This window comes from Naumannella cuiyingiana, assembly GCF_013408305.1.
GTDB lineage: Bacteria > Actinomycetota > Actinomycetes > Propionibacteriales > Propionibacteriaceae > Naumannella > Naumannella cuiyingiana.
Map to the genome: position 1 here is coordinate 3217198 of NZ_JACBZS010000001.1, position 15441 is coordinate 3232638.

Here is a 15441-nt window from a genome sequence, read left to right on the forward strand (position 1 = left end):
GCGGTGCCGGTCTCGGTGCGAGCGGGTGTTGATAACAGTTTGGCAGTCATCGGCCGTCCCGCGGCGGCGGGATCGCCGATCGTGTGCCACCATACATCTGATGTTTGTGCCGGGCATCGGGTGTACGCGCCGGAGCGTACCCCCGCATCCGGCAGGAGAGGTGGCACGACGTGGCTCTGATCAGCGACTTCGACGTGATCGACGTCCGCTTCCCCACCTCGCGGCTGCTCGACGGCTCCGATGCGATGAATCCGGACCCGGACTACTCGGCGGCCTACCTGCGGATCGGGCTGGACGACGGTGGCTCCGGCCACGGATTCGTCTTCACCATCGGGCGCGGCAATGACGTGGTGGCCGGTGCCATCGAGGCGCTGCGCGAGCGCTACCTGGGCCGCGATGCCGAACCGCTGCTGGCCGATCTCGGCGCCGCCTGGGCCGAGCTGGTGCACGATTCGCAGTTGCGCTGGCTGGGGCCGGAGAAGGGCGTCATGCACATGGCCATCGGGGCCGTGGTGAATGCCCTGTGGGATCTGCGCGCCAAACGCGAGGGCCTGCCGTTGTGGCAGCTACTGGCCCGGATGAGCCCCGAGGAGCTCGTCGGTCTGGTCGACTTCCGCTACCTGACCGACGCGCTGACCCCCGAGGAGGCGTTGCAACTGCTGCGTGACGCCGAGCCCGGACGGCGCGAGCGCGAGGCCGAGCTGCTGCGTGCGGGCTACCCCGGCTACACCACCACCCCGGGCTGGCTGGGCTACACCGATGACAAGATGCAGCGACTGTGCCGGGAGGCCGTCGAGGCCGGCTTCGACCTGATCAAGCTCAAGGTCGGTGCCGACCTCGACGACGACATCCGGCGGCTCGCCCTGGCCCGCGAGGCGGTCGGGCCCGGCATCGGCATCGCCGTCGACGCCAACCAGCGTTGGGGCGTGGACGAGGCGATCGACTGGATCCGGGCCTTGGCCGAGGTCGGCCCGCTGGCCTGGATCGAGGAGCCGACCAGTCCCGACGACGTGCTCGGCCACGCGACCATCGCCCGCGCGGTGGCCCCGACCCCGGTCGCGACCGGCGAGATGTGCCAGAGCCGGATCATGTTCAAGCAGTACCTGCAGGCCGGCGGGCTGCAGGTGCTCCAGCTCGACGCCGCCCGGGTCGCGGGCGTCAACGAGAACCTGGCCATCCTCCTGCTTGCCGCCAAGTTCGGCGTACCCGTGTGTCCGCACGCGGGAGGGGTCGGGCTGTGTGAGGCGGTCCAACACTTCTCGATGTTCGACCATGTTGCGCTGAGCGGCAGCCAGCAGGGGCGTCGGATCGAGTTCGTCGACCACCTGCACGAGCATTTCGTCACCCCCGTGGTGATCCGCGACGGCCGCTATCTCGCGCCGACGGACCCCGGCACCGGGGCGGAGATGCACGAGTCGAGCCTGCGCAATTTCGCCTACCCCGACGGCCCGCAGTGGCGCGCGGAGGACAGCCGTGTCCGGGCCGGCTGAGAGGCTGCCGGCGCTGCCCGCCTTCGGTCTCGGCGGCGCGGGCCTGGGCAATCTGTTCCGGGCCGTCACCGACGAGGCGGCCGAGTCGACCCTGCGTACCGCCTGGGACGGTGGGGTACGCCTGTTCGACACCGCGCCGCACTATGGGCTCGGCCTGTCCGAGCGGCGATTCGGGCGCGTGCTCGGCGAGCACTCCCGCTCCGAGTACCTGCTGTCCACCAAGGTCGGTCGGCTGCTCGACCCCGTCGACGGTCCGGTCGGCGACGACCTGGCCAACGGCTTCGACGTGCCGGCCAGCCGGGTGCGTCGCTGGGACGCCAGCCGCGACGGCATCCGCCGGTCGCTCGATGCCTCCCGGGAGCGGCTGGGCATCGACGAGATCGACCTCGCCTTCCTGCACGACCCCGACGAGAACGACGAGGCCGACGGACTGCGCGTCGGGCTGCCGGCACTGGCCGGCATCCGCGAGGACGGCGAGGTGCGCGCCGTCGGCGTGGGTTCGAAGAGCACCCGGACGCTGATCGACTTCGTCGCCGCGGGCGATCTGGACGTGATCATGATGTCCGGTCGCTACACGCTGCTGGAACAACCGGCGGCCGAGGAGCTGTTGCCGCTGTGCCTGAGCCGCGGCGTCGCGGTGATCGCCGTGAGCGTGTACAACTCGGGGCTGTTGGCGAGCCTGCGGGTGCCCGAGGATGCGCCCTACGAGTACGGTGCCGCGCCGCGCGAGCTGATCGAGCGCGCCCGCCGGATCGCCGAGGTCTGTGAGCGGCACGGCACGGACCTGCCGACCGCGGCTCTGCACTTCCCGCTGCGCCACCCGGCGATCGGCAGCGTCATCGTCGGCGCGGCGAGCCCCGAACAGGCCCGCAGCAATGTCGACCGGATGGCCGCGACCGTGCCGGATGAGCTGTGGCCCGAGCTGGTCGCCGCGGGGCTGTTGCGGGCCGAGCTGGCGGGTGCTCGATGACGACCGCGAACGCGCCGGCCGGCGAGGTGATCGACGCCCACCTGCACCTGTGGGACCCGCGCGGCGGGGGGTACGCCTGGCTGGGCGGGGCGCCGGAAGAGCTGCGCGGGCCGATCGGCGCGGACCGGGCCCGGGCCGAGCTGGACACCGTCGGTGTCGCGTCGGCGATCCTGGTGCAGGCCGACGACACCCTGGCCGATACCGACTTCCTCCTCGGCCAGCGCGCCGCCCAGCACTGGATCGTCGGCGTCGTCGGCTGGCTGCCGATCGACGACGAGGCCCGGACGGCGCAGTACCTCGAGACCTACGCCAGCCGGCTGGTCGGCGTCCGGCAGTTGATCCACGACGACCCGCGCGCCGGCCTGCTGGATGCGCCCGAGGTCCGCTCGGCCCTGCGCCGGATCGCCGGTGCCGGCCTGCCCCTCGACGTGCCGGACGCCTTTCCGCGTGATCTCGCCTCCGCCGCCCGGCTGGCCGCCGACCTGCCCGAGCTGACCGTCGTGATCGACCACCTCGGCAAGCCGCCGCTGGCCGCCGGGCCGGGCAGCGACGACTTCGCGACCTGGGCGCGCGAGATGCGCGCGGTCGCGGCCGCGCCCCGGGCCGTGGCAAAGCTGTCCGGGCTGCGCATCCCGGGAGCCCGCTACGACGTGGCCACCCTGCGGCCGGCGATCGAGATCGCCCTCGATGCATTCGGTCCGGACCGGCTGATGTATGGCGGCGACTGGCCGATGAGCCTGCCGGCCGGCGGCTACCTCCCGACCTGGCAGGTGCTCGCCGAGCTGATCGGCGAGCTGTCGGTGACCGAACAGGCCGCGATCTGGGCCGGGACGGCCCGGCGTACCTATCGCGGGATCGGTGACCGAGATGAGTGACGGAACGCTGCTGCGGGTACGCGGGATCGGCAAGTCCTTCCCGGGCGTGCGGGCACTGCACGATGTCGACCTGGCACTCGACCACGGTGAGGTGCTCGGCCTGGTCGGGGAGAACGGCGCCGGCAAGTCGACGCTGATGAAGCTGCTCGCCGGTACCTACGCCCCGGACTCGGGCACCATCGAGGTCGACGGCCGACCGGTGCGGATCGCCGGTCCGCGGCATGCGCGCGATCTCGGGATCAGCATCATCCACCAGGAATTCAACCTGATGCCCGACCTGACGGTCGCTCAGAACATCTTCATCGGCCGCGAACCGCGGGTGGCCGGCTGGCTCAGCGAGTCGGCGCTCAATCGGCGGGCCGGCGAGCTGCTCGAGCGGTTGGGCATCCGGCTCGAGCCGCGCGCCCGGGTGCGCGATCTCAGCGTCGCCGGGCAACAGATGACCGAGATCGCCAAGGCGCTGTCGGTGGATGCCCGGGTGCTGATCCTGGACGAGCCGACGGCCGCGCTGAACGACGCCGAGGTCGACGCGTTGTTGACCATCATCGGCGACTTCGTCGGGCCGCGCACCGGGGCGATCTACATCTCGCACCGGATGGAGGAGTTGCAGCGGATCACCGACCGGATCACGGTGCTGCGCGACGGCGGCCTGGTCGGCTCGGTCCCGACGGCGGGCACGCGGCTGGACGATGTGATCACGATGATGGTGGGCCGCGAGCTCGACCTGGCCCCGCGCGAGCCCGAACCGGTACGGACCGGTACGCCGGCGCTGGAGCTGGTGAACGTGAGCACCCGCCACATCCGCGACGTCAGCCTCGCGGTGCGGCCGGGGGAGATCGTCGCCCTGGCCGGGTTGATGGGCGCCGGCCGCACCGAGGTCGCGCGAGCGATCGTCGGCGTCGACAAGATCACCGCCGGCGGCCTACTGCGCTCCGGCCGCCCCGTCCGGATCCCCGATCCCGCGGCGGCCGCGCGGCTCGGGGTGGGCTACCTGTCGGAGGACCGCAAGCGCTACGGCCTGTTGCTGGAGAGCAGCGTCACCGCCAACATCGACATCGGTTCGTTGCCGCGGATGAGCCGCCTCGGCTGGGTCCGGGACAAGCTGGCGGCCGCGGCCGCCGCCGACTGGGTCGAGCGGCTGCGAGTGCGTACCCCGTCGGTACGCCAGATCGTCCGCAACCTGTCGGGCGGCAACCAGCAGAAGGTGATCATCGCCCGCTGGCTGCTCAAGGACTCCGATGTGTTGATCTTCGACGAGCCGACCCGGGGCATCGACGTCGGCGCCAAGGAGGAGATCCACCGGCTGCTCGACGAGCTGGCCCGGCAGGGCAAGGCGATCCTGGTGATCTCCTCGGAGTTGCCCGAGGTGTTGCGGCTCGCCCACCGCGTCGTGGTGATGGCCCAGGGCCGGGTGGCCGGAGAGCTCGGCCAGGCCGAGGCGGACCAGGAGCAGATCATGAGACTGGCGACGCGCAGCGAGGCGGAGCTCCTCGCCGACACCACGGAGGTGACCCAGTGACGACAACGCAGTCGACGACGGCGAACGAGCCGCCGAAGGTGGCCCGCGGCCCGGGTGGGTGGCGATCCTCGCTGCAGCAGTTGCTGGCCTTCGCCAGTCTGCTGATCCTGGTGATCTTCTTCGCGGTGGCCAGCCCCCAGTTCCTCAGCCTGGGCAATCTCAGCGGCATCTTGTTGTCCGCCGCCGTGACCGGCCTGCTGGCGCTCGGCACCACCTTCGTGATCATCTCCGCCGGGATCGACCTGTCGATCGGCACCGGGATGACGCTGTGCTCGGTGATGACCGGCGTCCTGCTCACCTATCTCGGTCTGCCGCTGCTGGTCGGCGTGCTCGGCGGGATCGCGGCCGGCGTACTGATGGGACTGATCAATGGTGTGATCATCTCGCTGCTCCGGGTCCCGCCGTTCATCGCCACGCTCGCGATGATGATGGTCGCCCAGGGGCTCGCCCTGGTGATCTCCGGCACCCAGCCGATCTACTTCACCCGCACCCCGGACTTCTACCGGATCGCGATGGGCGAGGTGATCCCCAATCTGCCCAATGCGGTGCTGATCTTCTTCGCCGCGGCCCTGCTGGCCCATCTGGTGCTGAGCCGTACCGTCTTCGGTCGCTATGTGTACGCGATCGGCTCGAACGAGGACGCCACCGCATTGTCCGGTATCAACACCCGGCTGTGGAAGATCGCGATCTATGCCTTCGCCGGGGGCTTCACCGGACTGGCCGGGGTGGTGATGGCGTCGAGGCTCTCGTCCGCGCAGCCGGGACTCGGAATGGGCTACGAGCTGGAGGCGATCGCCGCGGTGATCATCGGTGGGACCTCGCTGCAGGGCGGCAAGGGCTCGGTGATCGGCACCGTGATCGGCGCGCTGATCATGGCCGTGCTGACCAACGGCCTGCGGATCATGGCCATTCCCCAGGAATGGCAGCGCGTCGCCGTCGGCATCGTCATCTTGCTGGCGGTCTATCTCGACATGCTCCGTCGTCGGCGGGCCGGCGACGCGTGAGCCAACCAGCAAGCGGAGCACTCGACCAATCGCAGCACTCGACCAATCGCAGCACTCGACCAATCGCAGCACTCGAAGAGGAGTCAGGAGAGAATCATGGGACGAATGGCAGGACGAGGCCGGACGACACTGCTGGCCGCGGCGGCGGCCGTGGTGGCGCTGGGCCTGGCGGCGTGCAATGGCCAGAGCGCGGCGCCCGGCGGGCAGGCCGGGGGTGAGCAGCCCTATGTCGCGATCGTGTCGAAGGGTTTCCAGCACCAGTTCTGGCAGGCCGTGAAGTCGGGTGCCGAGGAGCAGGCCACCAAGGAGGGCGTCCGGATCACCTTCGAGGGCCCGGACACCGAGACCAATGTCGCCCAGCAGGTCGACCAGCTCAATGCGGCGATGGCCAACAATCCGCAGGCGCTCGCCGTCGCGGCGCTCGACAGCCAGGCGGCGGCGCCGCTGCTGCAGCAGGCCCAGGACCGCAAGATCCCGGTGGTCGCCTTCGACTCCGGAGTCGACTCGGAGATCCCCGTCAGCACCGTCGCCACCGACAACTCGGCGGCGGCCGCGGCCGCGGCGGAGAACATGGCCGGGCTGATCGGCGGCAAGGGCAAGGTCGCCGTCATCGCGCACGACCAGACCTCGACCAGCGGACGCGACCGGCGCGACGGGTTCGTCGAGTGGATGAAGCAGAATGCGCCGGACGTGGAGATCGTCGACATCCAGTACGGCGGCGGTGATCAGTTGAAGTCGACCGACCTGGCGAAGGCGATCATCAGCGCCAACCCGGACCTGAAGGGCATCTACGGCACCAACGAGGGCTCGGCGATCGGCGTCGTGAACGCCGTCAAGGAGACCGGCGTGAGCGGCCTGACGGTCGTCGGATTCGATTCCGGCAAGGCCCAGACGGATGCGATCCGCAGCGGCGTGATGGCCGGTGCGGTGACCCAGAATCCGGTCGGGATCGGCCAGAAGACGGTCGAGATCGCGGCGAAGGCGATCCGCGGTGAGGCCGTCGAACCGTTCGTCGACACCGGGTTCTACTGGTACGACAAGAACAACATCGACGATCCGGAGATCGCGGCCAATCTCTACGAGTGAGCCCGGCTCCACGGGTGGATCCGACCGATCCGGCGGCGGGCGGGGCTCACTCCCCGTCGCCGGACGGCTCGGCCACCGCGCCGGATTCGTCGAGCACGGCGCGCCGGATCCAGTTCTCCACCCCACCGATGTGCACGATCATCGCCGACTCGGCGAGCCGCGGGTCGCCGATCGCGAGGGCATCGACGATGCTGCGGTGCTCGTTCAGCGTCCGCTCGACCGACCGCTTCTGGGTGATCCCGCGCCACAACCGGGCCCGCACGGTCGAGGACGCCAGACCATCGAGCAGGCCGGTCAGGTAGCCGTTGCCGCCGACCTCCGCGATCAGGTGATGGAACGCCATGTCGTGGCCCACCACGTCCTCGACATCGTCGGGGTCCACGTCGTCGACATTGGCCCGCAGTTCGGCAACCTGCGCCTCGGTGATCCGGGGCGCCGCCAGCGCGGCCGCCGACGCCTCCAGCACCCGGCGTACCGCCATCAGATCGAGGATCGACGAATCGCGCTGCAACTCGACCATGAACGAGACGGCATCGCGCAGCATCGCGGGCTGCAGGCTGGTCACATAGGTGCCGTCACCGCGTCGCACGCTCAACACGTTGATCATCTCGAGCGCCTTCACCGCCTCGCGCAGCGAACCGCGCGACAGCCCCAACTGTTCGCTCAGCTCCTTCTCCGGAGGCAGGCGATCACCGGAGCCGAGCTCGCCGGAAGCGATCATCTGCCTGATCTTCGCGACGGCCTCATCGGTCAGACTCATGCGCGCAGTGTAGGCCGACGTAGACTCACGTCCATGGCGTTGGCTCTTCGCGTGATCGCGTGTCTCGACGTCCACGACGGCCGGGTCGTCAAGGGCGTGAACTTCGCGAACCTGGCCGACGCGGGGGATCCGGTCGACCTGGCTGCCGGCTACGGGGCCGCGGGCGCGGACGAGATCGTCTTCCTCGACATCTCGGCCTCCGCGCAGGAGCGGGCGACCACCCGCGAGACGGTGCGGGCGACCGCCGAGCGGGTCTTCATCCCGCTCACGGTCGGTGGCGGCGTGCGCAGCGTCGACGATGTCGATCAGTTGTTGCGCAGCGGTGCCGACAAGGTGGGCATCAACACCGCCGCGCTGGCGCGGCCCGACCTGATCGGCGAGGTCGGCCAGCGATTCGGTGATCAGGTGCTGGTGTTGTCGGTCGACGCTCGGCGCGAGCCCGGTCAGCCGTCGGGATTCGGTGTGACCACCCACGGCGGGCGGCGGTCCGCGGGCCGGGATGCGATCGCCTGGGCGCGTGAGGCCGCGGAGCGCGGCGCGGGGGAGATCTTGTTGAACTCGATGGACGCCGATGGCACCACCGACGGCTTTGACACCGAGCTGATCGCGGCCGTGCGCGAGGTGGTGGACATTCCGGTGATCGCCTCCGGCGGTGCCGGCCGGGTCGAGGACTTCGTCGCGGCGGCACGGGCCGGCGCCGACGCCGTGCTGGCCGCGAGCGTCTTCCACTACGGGGTTCTCTCGATCGACGAGGTGAAGCGCGCGCTGGCCGACGCCGGGGTCGAGGTGCGGATCGGGAGCAAGGCATGAGGGCCTGGCTGCCGTATGCCTCGATGGAGGAGGCCGAGCGGCTGGCCGGACCGCTGCCCGACGGGGTCGAGATCGACCTCTTCCGCGGGCCCGCCCGCGGCTGGCCGGACAGCATCGGCGAGGTCGAGTTCTACGTGCTGCCCTACATGTTGGGCACGACGGCGCTCGACCGGGTCGGCGAGATGGCGTCGCTGCGCGTGGTGCAGGCCCAGACCGCGGGTTATGAGAACATCGCGCCCCTGATTCCCGAGGGTGTCACCTTGTGCAATGCGGCCGGGGTGCACGACACGGCGACCGCCGAGCTGGCCATCGCGCTGGCTCTGGCCAGCGGGCGGCGGATCGGTGAGTACGCCCGGGACCAGGCGAGCGGGACCTGGGATCCGCAGTGGGGCCGCTCGATCGCCGATCAGCGGATCCTGATCGTCGGCCACGGTCGCATCGGCAAGGCGATCGAGGCCCGGCTCGCCGGGTTCGAGACCGCGTCGATCACCCGGGTGGCGAGCCGCGCGCGCCCGGGCGTACACGGTGTCGACGAGCTGGACGAGCTGTTGCCCGACGCCGATGTGGTGTTCCTGATCGCCCCGCACACCCCGCAGACCGATCGGCTCTTCGACGCCGCCCGGCTGGCCCGGATGCCCGACGGGGCCCTGCTGGTGAATGTCTCACGCGGGCCGCTGGTCGACACCGCGGCCCTGACGGCAGAGACCGCATCGGGGCGGCTGCGGGCCGCGCTCGATGTCGTCGATCCCGAGCCGCTGCCGAGCGAGCACCCGCTGTGGCGTACCGATGGCGTACTGCTCACCCCTCACGTCGGCGGGGCCGCGTCATCGTTCCCGCCCCGGATCGGGCGGCTGATCGGTACCCAGTTGCGTGCCTTCGCCGCCGGCGAGCCGCTGCTCAATGTCGTGAACTGACTCCTGCGTCGTGAACTGACTCCTGCGGGTCGGCTCCGGCGGCGTTGTGGTCGAATGGGGCATGGCCACCCAGGATCCCGACTGCCTGTTCTGCAAGATCATCGCGGGGGAGATCCCTTCGCGGCAGGTGTATGCCGACGACGCGGCGATCGCCTTCCTCGACATCAACCCGTTCCATCGCGGACACACCCTGGTGGTGCCCCGGGAGCACGCGCCGGACCTGCTGGCCGGCGATGCCGGGCTGGGGGAGATCGCACCGGCCGTCGATGCCACGGCACGGCTGCTGCGCGACCGGCTGCAGCCCGCCGGGATGAACATCTTCTCCTCGGCCGGTCCGGTCGCCGGCCAGGAGATCTTCCACACCCACGTGCACCTGATCCCGCGCTATGCCGAGCGCCCCGGCCTGCGCGGCCTGTTCGACCGCGATCTCGCCGCCGGCGACGATCTCGACATCGTGCACGCCGAGCTCACGGCCTGACCCGCCCGGATGCGGGGTCACCCTGCGGGCGCGGGAGCCGGAACGCCTCGCACGGGTCTAGGGTGGTGCCATGTCCGTTGATCTGCCCGACGCAGCCGTCGATTCCCCAGGCAACGCCGTCGGCGTGGACCCCAAGCCCCGCTCCCGTACCGTCACCGACGGGCTCGAGGCCACCGCCGCGCGCGGCATGTTGCGGGCGGTCGGGATGGACGACGACGACTTCGCCAAGCCGCAGGTCGGGGTGGCATCGAGCTGGAACGAGATCACGCCCTGCAACCTCTCCCTGGACCGGCTCGCCAAGGCGGTCAAGGACGGCGTCCACGCCGCGGGCGGCTATCCGCTGGAGTTCGGGACGATCAGCGTCTCCGACGGCATCTCGATGGGCCACGAGGGGATGCACTACTCGCTGGTCAGCCGCGAGGTGATCGCCGATTCGGTGGAGACGGTGATGGCGGCCGAGCGGATGGACGGCAGCGTGCTGCTCGCCGGCTGCGACAAATCGCTGCCCGGCATGCTGATGGCCGCGGCCCGCCTCGACCTCGCCTCGGTCTTCGTCTACGCCGGATCGATCCTGCCCGGTCGCCTCGGCGACAAGGACGTGACGATCATCGACGCCTTCGAGGCGGTCGGTGCCTGCGTCAAGGGCCTGATCACGCGCGAGCAGGTCACCGAGGTGGAGAAGGCGATCTGCCCGGGCGAGGGCGCTTGCGGCGGCATGTACACGGCCAACACGATGGCCAGCGCCGCCGAGGCGCTCGGCATGGCGCTGCCGGGTTCGGCGGCGCCGCCCGCGGTCGATCGGCGCCGCGACGGCATCGCCCGCCGGTCGGGCGAGGCCGTTGTCGAGCTGCTTCGCCGCGGGATCACCGCGCGCGACATCTTGACCAAGCCGGCCTTCGAGAACGCGATCGCCGTGACGATGGCCTTCGGCGGCTCGACCAATGCCGTCCTGCACCTGCTGGCGATCGCCAACGAGGCGGGCGTCGAGCTGACCATCGACGACTTCGCCCGGATCGGCCGCCGGGTCCCGCACCTGGGCGACCTGAAGCCGTTCGGCCGCTATGTGATGTCCGATGTCGACCGGGTCGGCGGCGTACCCGTCGTGATGAAGGCCCTGCTGGACGCCGACCTGATCAACGGCGACTGCCTGACCGTCACGGGCAGGACGGTGGCCGAGAACCTGGCCGACATCGCCCCGCCGGACATCGACGGAACGATCATCCGGGCGATGGATGCGCCGATCCATCCCTCCGGTGGAATCACCATCCTGACGGGCAATCTCGCGCCCGAGGGAGCGGTGGTGAAGAGCGCCGGCTTCGACGAGTCGGTGATCAACGGCACGGCGCGGGTCTTCGATGGCGAGCGCGCGGCGATGGATGCGTTGGAAGACGGCACGATCGCGGCCGGCGACGTCGTGGTGATCAGGTACGAGGGCCCGAAGGGCGGCCCGGGGATGCGCGAGATGTTGGCGATCACCGGCGCGATCAAGGGCGCCGGGCTCGGCAAGGACGTCATGTTGATCACCGACGGCCGGTTCTCCGGTGGCACGACCGGCCTGTGTGTCGGGCACATCGCGCCGGAGGCCGCCGACGGGGGCCCGATCGCGCTGCTGCGCGACGGTGATGCCATCACCCTCGATGTCGCGAACGGATCGCTCACCGTCGACGTCTCCGAGGAGGAGCTGGACCGGCGCCGCGCGGCCTGGACCGCTCCCGAGCCGCCGGAGCGAGCGCGCCGCGGTGTGCTGCGCAAGTACGCCGCCACGGTGCAGTCCGCCAGCCGGGGAGCCGTCTGTGGCTGACCGCATGACGACGCGCGCGTCTCGGCATGTGGAAAATCCGTCCCGATGATTGACACGAGGGGGATGCCGCGGGTTGAGTGTCCTCGTGCGCAGCATCCTCCTCGTAATCGTCAGGCGTGTCGGCTGAGACCACCAGCTCTCCGACGCGCCACCCCGTATGCCCACCGGCAGCGGGGTTTTTTGTTGGGATCACGAGTCCCGGCGAAGCACCTGATGATCACCGAGGAGGGTGCCGGCACCGCAGCACCCCGAGCCAACAGCGAAACGGTCAGAAAGGCCCACGATGTCCGACACCCGAGCGAGCGAAGCAGCTCCGAAGCCCGAACGCCCCGCCCGGCCCCGCCCGACGCGGCTCACCGGCTCCCAGGCCCTGGTACGGGCGCTCGAACTCGTCGGCGCGGACACCGTCTTCGGCATTCCCGGCGGCGCGATCCTGCCGGCCTATGACCCCCTGTACGACTCCGAGGCCGTCCGGCACATCCTGGTCCGGCACGAACAGGGCGCCGGCCACGCCGCCCAGGGGTACGCCATGGCGACCGGCAAGGTCGGGGTGTGCATGGCCACCTCCGGGCCGGGCGCGACCAACCTCGTCACCCCGCTGGCCGATGCCTACATGGACTCCGTGCCGATCGTCGCGATCACCGGCCAGGTGAACAGCGCCGCCATCGGCACCGATGCCTTCCAGGAGGCCGACATCCGCGGCATCACGATGCCGATCACCAAGCACAACTTCCTCGTCACCGATCCGGTGGAGATCCCGCACGCCATCGCCGCGGCGTTCCACCTGGCGGCCACCGGCCGGCCCGGCCCGGTGCTGGTCGACATCTCCAAGGACGCGCTGCAGGCCGAGGCGGAGTTCGCCTGGCCCGAGGAGCTGGATCTGCCCGGCTACCGGCCGGTCACGCAGCCCCATGCCAAGCAGGTGCGCGAGGCCGCCCGGCTGGTCCGCGAGTCCTCGCGCCCGGTGCTCTATGTCGGCGGCGGGGTGGTCAAGGCCGCGGCCTATGCCGAGCTGGCCGAGCTGGTCGAGCTGACCGGCATCCCGGTGGTGACCACCCTGATGGCCCGCGGCGCCCTGCCGGACAGCCACCCGCTGAACTTCGGCATGCCGGGCATGCACGGTGCGGTGCCCGCGGTCGGCGCGCTGCAGCGCAGCGACCTGCTGATCTCCCTCGGGGCGCGCTTCGATGACCGGGTCACCGGCGACCTGGCCACCTTCGCCACCGAGGCCAAGGTGGTGCACGCCGACATCGATCCGGCCGAGATCTCCAAGAACCGGGTCGCCGACGTCCCGATCGTCGGTGACGTCAAGGTGATGATGCGCCAGTTGATCGACGAGCTGGCCGGGACCGAGCTGCCCGACCTGGCGCCGTGGCAGGAGCGGCTGCGCGGGATGAAGGAGCGCTATCCGACCGGCTGGGACGAGCCGGCCGACGGCACGCTGTCGCCGCAGCAGGTGATCCAGCGGATCGGGGAGCTGGCCGGGCCGGAGGCCTATTTCGCGACCGGTGTGGGCCAGCACCAGATGTGGGCGGCGCATTTCCTGCCCCACGAGCTGCCCGGCCGTTGGCTGAACTCCGGTGGACTCGGCACCATGGGCTACTGCGTGCCCGCCGCGATGGGGGCCAAGGCCGGGCAGCCGGATGCGGTGGTCTGGGGGATCGACGGCGACGGCTGCTTCCAGATGACCAACCAGGAGCTGGCCACCTGTGCGGTCGAAGGGATTCCGATCAAGATCGCCGTGATCAACAACCAGTCGCTCGGCATGGTCCGGCAGTGGCAGACCCTGTTCTACGAAGGTCGCTACTCCAATACGGATCTGAAGACCAACCAGATCCCGGACTTCGTCAAGCTGGCCGAGGCGCTCGGCTGCGTCGGGCTGCGCGCCGTGGCGCCCGAGCAGGTCGACGAGGTGATCAACCAGGCGATGTCGATCAACGACCGTCCGGTGGTCGTGGAGTTCGTGGTGCACAAGGACGCGATGGTCTGGCCGATGGTCGCAGCCGGCACCAGCAACGACGCCATCAAGATCGCCAGGGACATGGCGCCGGAGTGGGAGGACGAGGCACTGTGACCGAACCGACGAGTGCACCGAACAGCCGGACACTGAGCGTGCTGGTGCTGAACCAGCCCGGCGTCCTTGCCAGGATCTCCGCGCTGTTCTCCCGGCGCGGGTTCAACATCGACTCGCTCGCGGTCGGCCAGACCGAGGACCCGGCGATCTCCCGGATCACCGTCGCCACCAGCGTCGACGACCGCGTGCTGGAGCAGCTCACCAAGCAGCTCAACAAGCTCGTCGAGGTGCTCAAGATCGTCGAGCTGGAGTCCGGGGCGGTACGCCGGGAGCTGATCCTGGTCAAGGTCAGGGCCACCCCGGAGGCGCGCGGGCAGATCCTCGAGGTCGTGCAGCTCTTCCGCGCCAAGGCGGTCGACGTGACCATCGACACGATCACCATCGAGGCCACCGGGTCCCCGGAGAAGCTGGACGCGCTGCTGCGGATGCTCGAACCGCACGGCATCCGCGAGCTGGTGCAGTCCGGACTGGTGGCCCTCGGCCGCGGCGCGCGTTCGATCACCGACCGGACCGGACGCAGCGAACGGCTGCGCCCGGCGAGCGCGTAGGGTCGCCTCGGCGACACCACAAGTTTCAGCAACTAGTTCAGGAAATACCGAAGGAGCGCACCCACCGTGGCTGCAGAAATGTTCTACGACAACGACGCCGACCTGTCCGTGATCGCGGACCGCAGCGTGGCGATCCTCGGCTTCGGCAGCCAGGGTCACGCCCACGCGCTGTCGCTGCGCGACTCGGGCATCGACGTCCGCGTCGGGCTGCCCGAGGGCAGCCGGAGCCGGGCCAAGGCCGAGGAGCAGGGCCTGCGGGTGCTGACGCCGGCCGAGGCCTGCGCCGAGGCCGACGTGATCATGGTGCTGGTGCCCGATCACATCCAGCGCACGGTGTATGCCGAGGCGATCGAGCCGAACCTCTCCGAGGGTGACGCGCTCTTCTTCAGCCACGGCTTCAACATCCGCTTCGGCTACATCAAGCCGCCCGCCAATGTGGATGTGGCGATGGTGGCGCCGAAGGGTCCGGGTCACCTGGTTCGGCGCGAGTACACCGACGGCCGCGGCGTACCCGTGCTGGTGGCCGTCGAGCAGGACGCGACCGGCAACGCCTGGCCGCTGGCACTCGCCTACGCCAAGGCGATCGGTGGCCTGCGGGCCGGCGGCATCAAGACCACCTTCACCGAGGAGACCGAGACCGATCTCTTCGGCGAGCAGGCAGTGCTCTGCGGCGGCGCCTCGCAGTTGATCATGGCCGGATTCGAGACCCTGGTCGAGGCCGGTTACCAGCCGGAGGTCGCCTACTTCGAGTGCCTGCACGAGCTGAAGCTGATCGTCGACCTGATGTATGAGGGCGGCATCGCCAAGCAGCGCTGGAGCGTCTCCGACACCGCCGAGTTCGGCGACTACGTCTCCGGGCCGCGGGTGATCGACGCGCGCGTGCGGGAAAACATGAAGGCGGTCCTCGACGATGTCCGCAACGGCACATTCGCCCAGAAGTTCATCGACGACCAGGATGCCGGCGCGCCGGAGTTCAAGCGGATGCGCGCGGAGTCGGAGTCGCATCCGATCGAGAAGACCGGCAAGGAGCTGCGCGACCTGATGGCCTGGGTGAAGAGCCACGACGACGACTACGTCGAGGGCACCGCCGCCCGCTGAGCGAAGCCGATCAC

The 15441-nt window shown here is 70.2% G+C and carries 14 protein-coding genes; 13 read left to right on the forward strand and 1 reads right to left on the reverse strand.

The window, feature by feature from the left end:
• The first annotated feature begins 170 nt into the window (after positions 1–170).
• The 6 genes from GGQ54_RS15115 to GGQ54_RS15140 all read left to right on the forward strand — a co-directional run bounded on the left by GGQ54_RS15115 (position 171) and on the right by GGQ54_RS15140 (position 6944).
• Positions 171–1490, forward strand: a complete 1320-nt coding sequence (locus tag GGQ54_RS15115; RefSeq protein ID WP_343045984.1) for an enolase C-terminal domain-like protein — start codon at positions 171–173, stop codon at positions 1488–1490.
• Positions 1474–2460, forward strand: coding sequence for an aldo/keto reductase (locus tag GGQ54_RS15120; protein ID WP_218843889.1), 987 nt, complete (start codon positions 1474–1476; stop codon positions 2458–2460). The genes GGQ54_RS15115 and GGQ54_RS15120 overlap by 17 nt, the downstream gene beginning before the upstream one ends.
• Positions 2457–3335 (forward strand): amidohydrolase family protein, encoded by an 879-nt coding sequence (locus GGQ54_RS15125; protein ID WP_179446109.1) that lies wholly within the window; start codon positions 2457–2459, stop codon positions 3333–3335. The genes GGQ54_RS15120 and GGQ54_RS15125 overlap by 4 nt, the downstream gene beginning before the upstream one ends.
• Complete coding sequence (locus GGQ54_RS15130) at positions 3328–4854, forward strand: sugar ABC transporter ATP-binding protein (RefSeq protein WP_179446110.1); 1527 nt, start codon at positions 3328–3330, stop codon at positions 4852–4854. The genes GGQ54_RS15125 and GGQ54_RS15130 overlap by 8 nt, the downstream gene beginning before the upstream one ends.
• Positions 4851–5858 (forward strand): ABC transporter permease subunit, encoded by a 1008-nt coding sequence (locus tag GGQ54_RS15135; RefSeq protein ID WP_218843890.1) that lies wholly within the window; start codon positions 4851–4853, stop codon positions 5856–5858. The genes GGQ54_RS15130 and GGQ54_RS15135 overlap by 4 nt, the downstream gene beginning before the upstream one ends.
• A gap of 96 nt (positions 5859–5954) precedes the next feature.
• The gene (locus tag GGQ54_RS15140; protein ID WP_218843891.1) at positions 5955–6944 is read left to right on the forward strand and encodes an ABC transporter substrate-binding protein; all 990 of its coding nucleotides are present in this window, start codon (positions 5955–5957) and stop codon (positions 6942–6944) included.
• A 46-nt stretch (positions 6945–6990) separates the two neighbouring features.
• On the opposite strand, the gene GGQ54_RS15145 is transcribed toward GGQ54_RS15140, so the two are convergent.
• The gene (locus tag GGQ54_RS15145; RefSeq protein WP_179446112.1) at positions 6991–7704 is read right to left on the reverse strand and encodes a FadR/GntR family transcriptional regulator; all 714 of its coding nucleotides are present in this window, start codon (positions 7702–7704) and stop codon (positions 6991–6993) included.
• Positions 7705–7737: 33 nt separating this feature from the next.
• Between GGQ54_RS15145 and hisF the strand changes: the two genes are divergently transcribed.
• The 7 genes from hisF to ilvC all read left to right on the forward strand — a co-directional run bounded on the left by hisF (position 7738) and on the right by ilvC (position 15427).
• Entirely contained in the window at positions 7738–8514 is a 777-nt protein-coding gene (gene hisF / locus GGQ54_RS15150) for an imidazole glycerol phosphate synthase subunit HisF (RefSeq protein ID WP_179446113.1), read from the forward strand.
• Positions 8511–9428: a 2-hydroxyacid dehydrogenase gene (locus tag GGQ54_RS15155; protein ID WP_179446115.1), complete on the forward strand. Its 918-nt coding sequence runs from the start codon at positions 8511–8513 to the stop codon at positions 9426–9428. The genes hisF and GGQ54_RS15155 overlap by 4 nt, the downstream gene beginning before the upstream one ends.
• A gap of 61 nt (positions 9429–9489) precedes the next feature.
• Positions 9490–9906 (forward strand): HIT domain-containing protein, encoded by a 417-nt coding sequence (locus GGQ54_RS15160; RefSeq protein WP_179446116.1) that lies wholly within the window; start codon positions 9490–9492, stop codon positions 9904–9906.
• A gap of 70 nt (positions 9907–9976) precedes the next feature.
• Positions 9977–11707: a dihydroxy-acid dehydratase gene (gene ilvD / locus GGQ54_RS15165; RefSeq protein ID WP_179446117.1), complete on the forward strand. Its 1731-nt coding sequence runs from the start codon at positions 9977–9979 to the stop codon at positions 11705–11707.
• A 283-nt stretch (positions 11708–11990) separates the two neighbouring features.
• Complete coding sequence (locus tag GGQ54_RS15170; protein WP_179446118.1) at positions 11991–13781, forward strand: acetolactate synthase large subunit; 1791 nt, start codon at positions 11991–11993, stop codon at positions 13779–13781.
• Positions 13778–14329: an acetolactate synthase small subunit gene (gene ilvN / locus GGQ54_RS15175; protein WP_179446119.1), complete on the forward strand. Its 552-nt coding sequence runs from the start codon at positions 13778–13780 to the stop codon at positions 14327–14329. The genes GGQ54_RS15170 and ilvN overlap by 4 nt, the downstream gene beginning before the upstream one ends.
• 78 nt (positions 14330–14407) lie before the next feature.
• Positions 14408–15427, forward strand: coding sequence for a ketol-acid reductoisomerase (ilvC, locus tag GGQ54_RS15180; RefSeq protein ID WP_179446648.1), 1020 nt, complete (start codon positions 14408–14410; stop codon positions 15425–15427).
• The last annotated feature ends 14 nt before the right edge of the window (positions 15428–15441 follow it).

Excerpts from the sequence above, each read along its gene's own strand:
- GGQ54_RS15125 (WP_179446109.1), top strand. The coding sequence starts at position 2,457 with ATGACGACCGCGAACGCGCCGGCCGGCGAGGTGATCGACGCCCACCTG.
- GGQ54_RS15130 (WP_179446110.1), top strand. The coding sequence starts at position 3,328 with ATGAGTGACGGAACGCTGCTGCGGGTACGCGGGATCGGCAAGTCCTTC.
- GGQ54_RS15140 (WP_218843891.1), top strand. The coding sequence starts at position 5,955 with ATGGGACGAATGGCAGGACGAGGCCGGACGACACTGCTGGCCGCGGCG.
- GGQ54_RS15145 (WP_179446112.1), bottom strand. The coding sequence starts at position 7,704 with ATGAGTCTGACCGATGAGGCCGTCGCGAAGATCAGGCAGATGATCGCT.
- hisF (WP_179446113.1), top strand. The coding sequence starts at position 7,738 with ATGGCGTTGGCTCTTCGCGTGATCGCGTGTCTCGACGTCCACGACGGC.
- GGQ54_RS15155 (WP_179446115.1), top strand. The coding sequence starts at position 8,511 with ATGAGGGCCTGGCTGCCGTATGCCTCGATGGAGGAGGCCGAGCGGCTG.
- GGQ54_RS15160 (WP_179446116.1), top strand. The coding sequence starts at position 9,490 with ATGGCCACCCAGGATCCCGACTGCCTGTTCTGCAAGATCATCGCGGGG.
- ilvD (WP_179446117.1), top strand. The coding sequence starts at position 9,977 with ATGTCCGTTGATCTGCCCGACGCAGCCGTCGATTCCCCAGGCAACGCC.
- GGQ54_RS15170 (WP_179446118.1), top strand. The coding sequence starts at position 11,991 with ATGTCCGACACCCGAGCGAGCGAAGCAGCTCCGAAGCCCGAACGCCCC.
- ilvC (WP_179446648.1), top strand. The coding sequence starts at position 14,408 with ATGTTCTACGACAACGACGCCGACCTGTCCGTGATCGCGGACCGCAGC.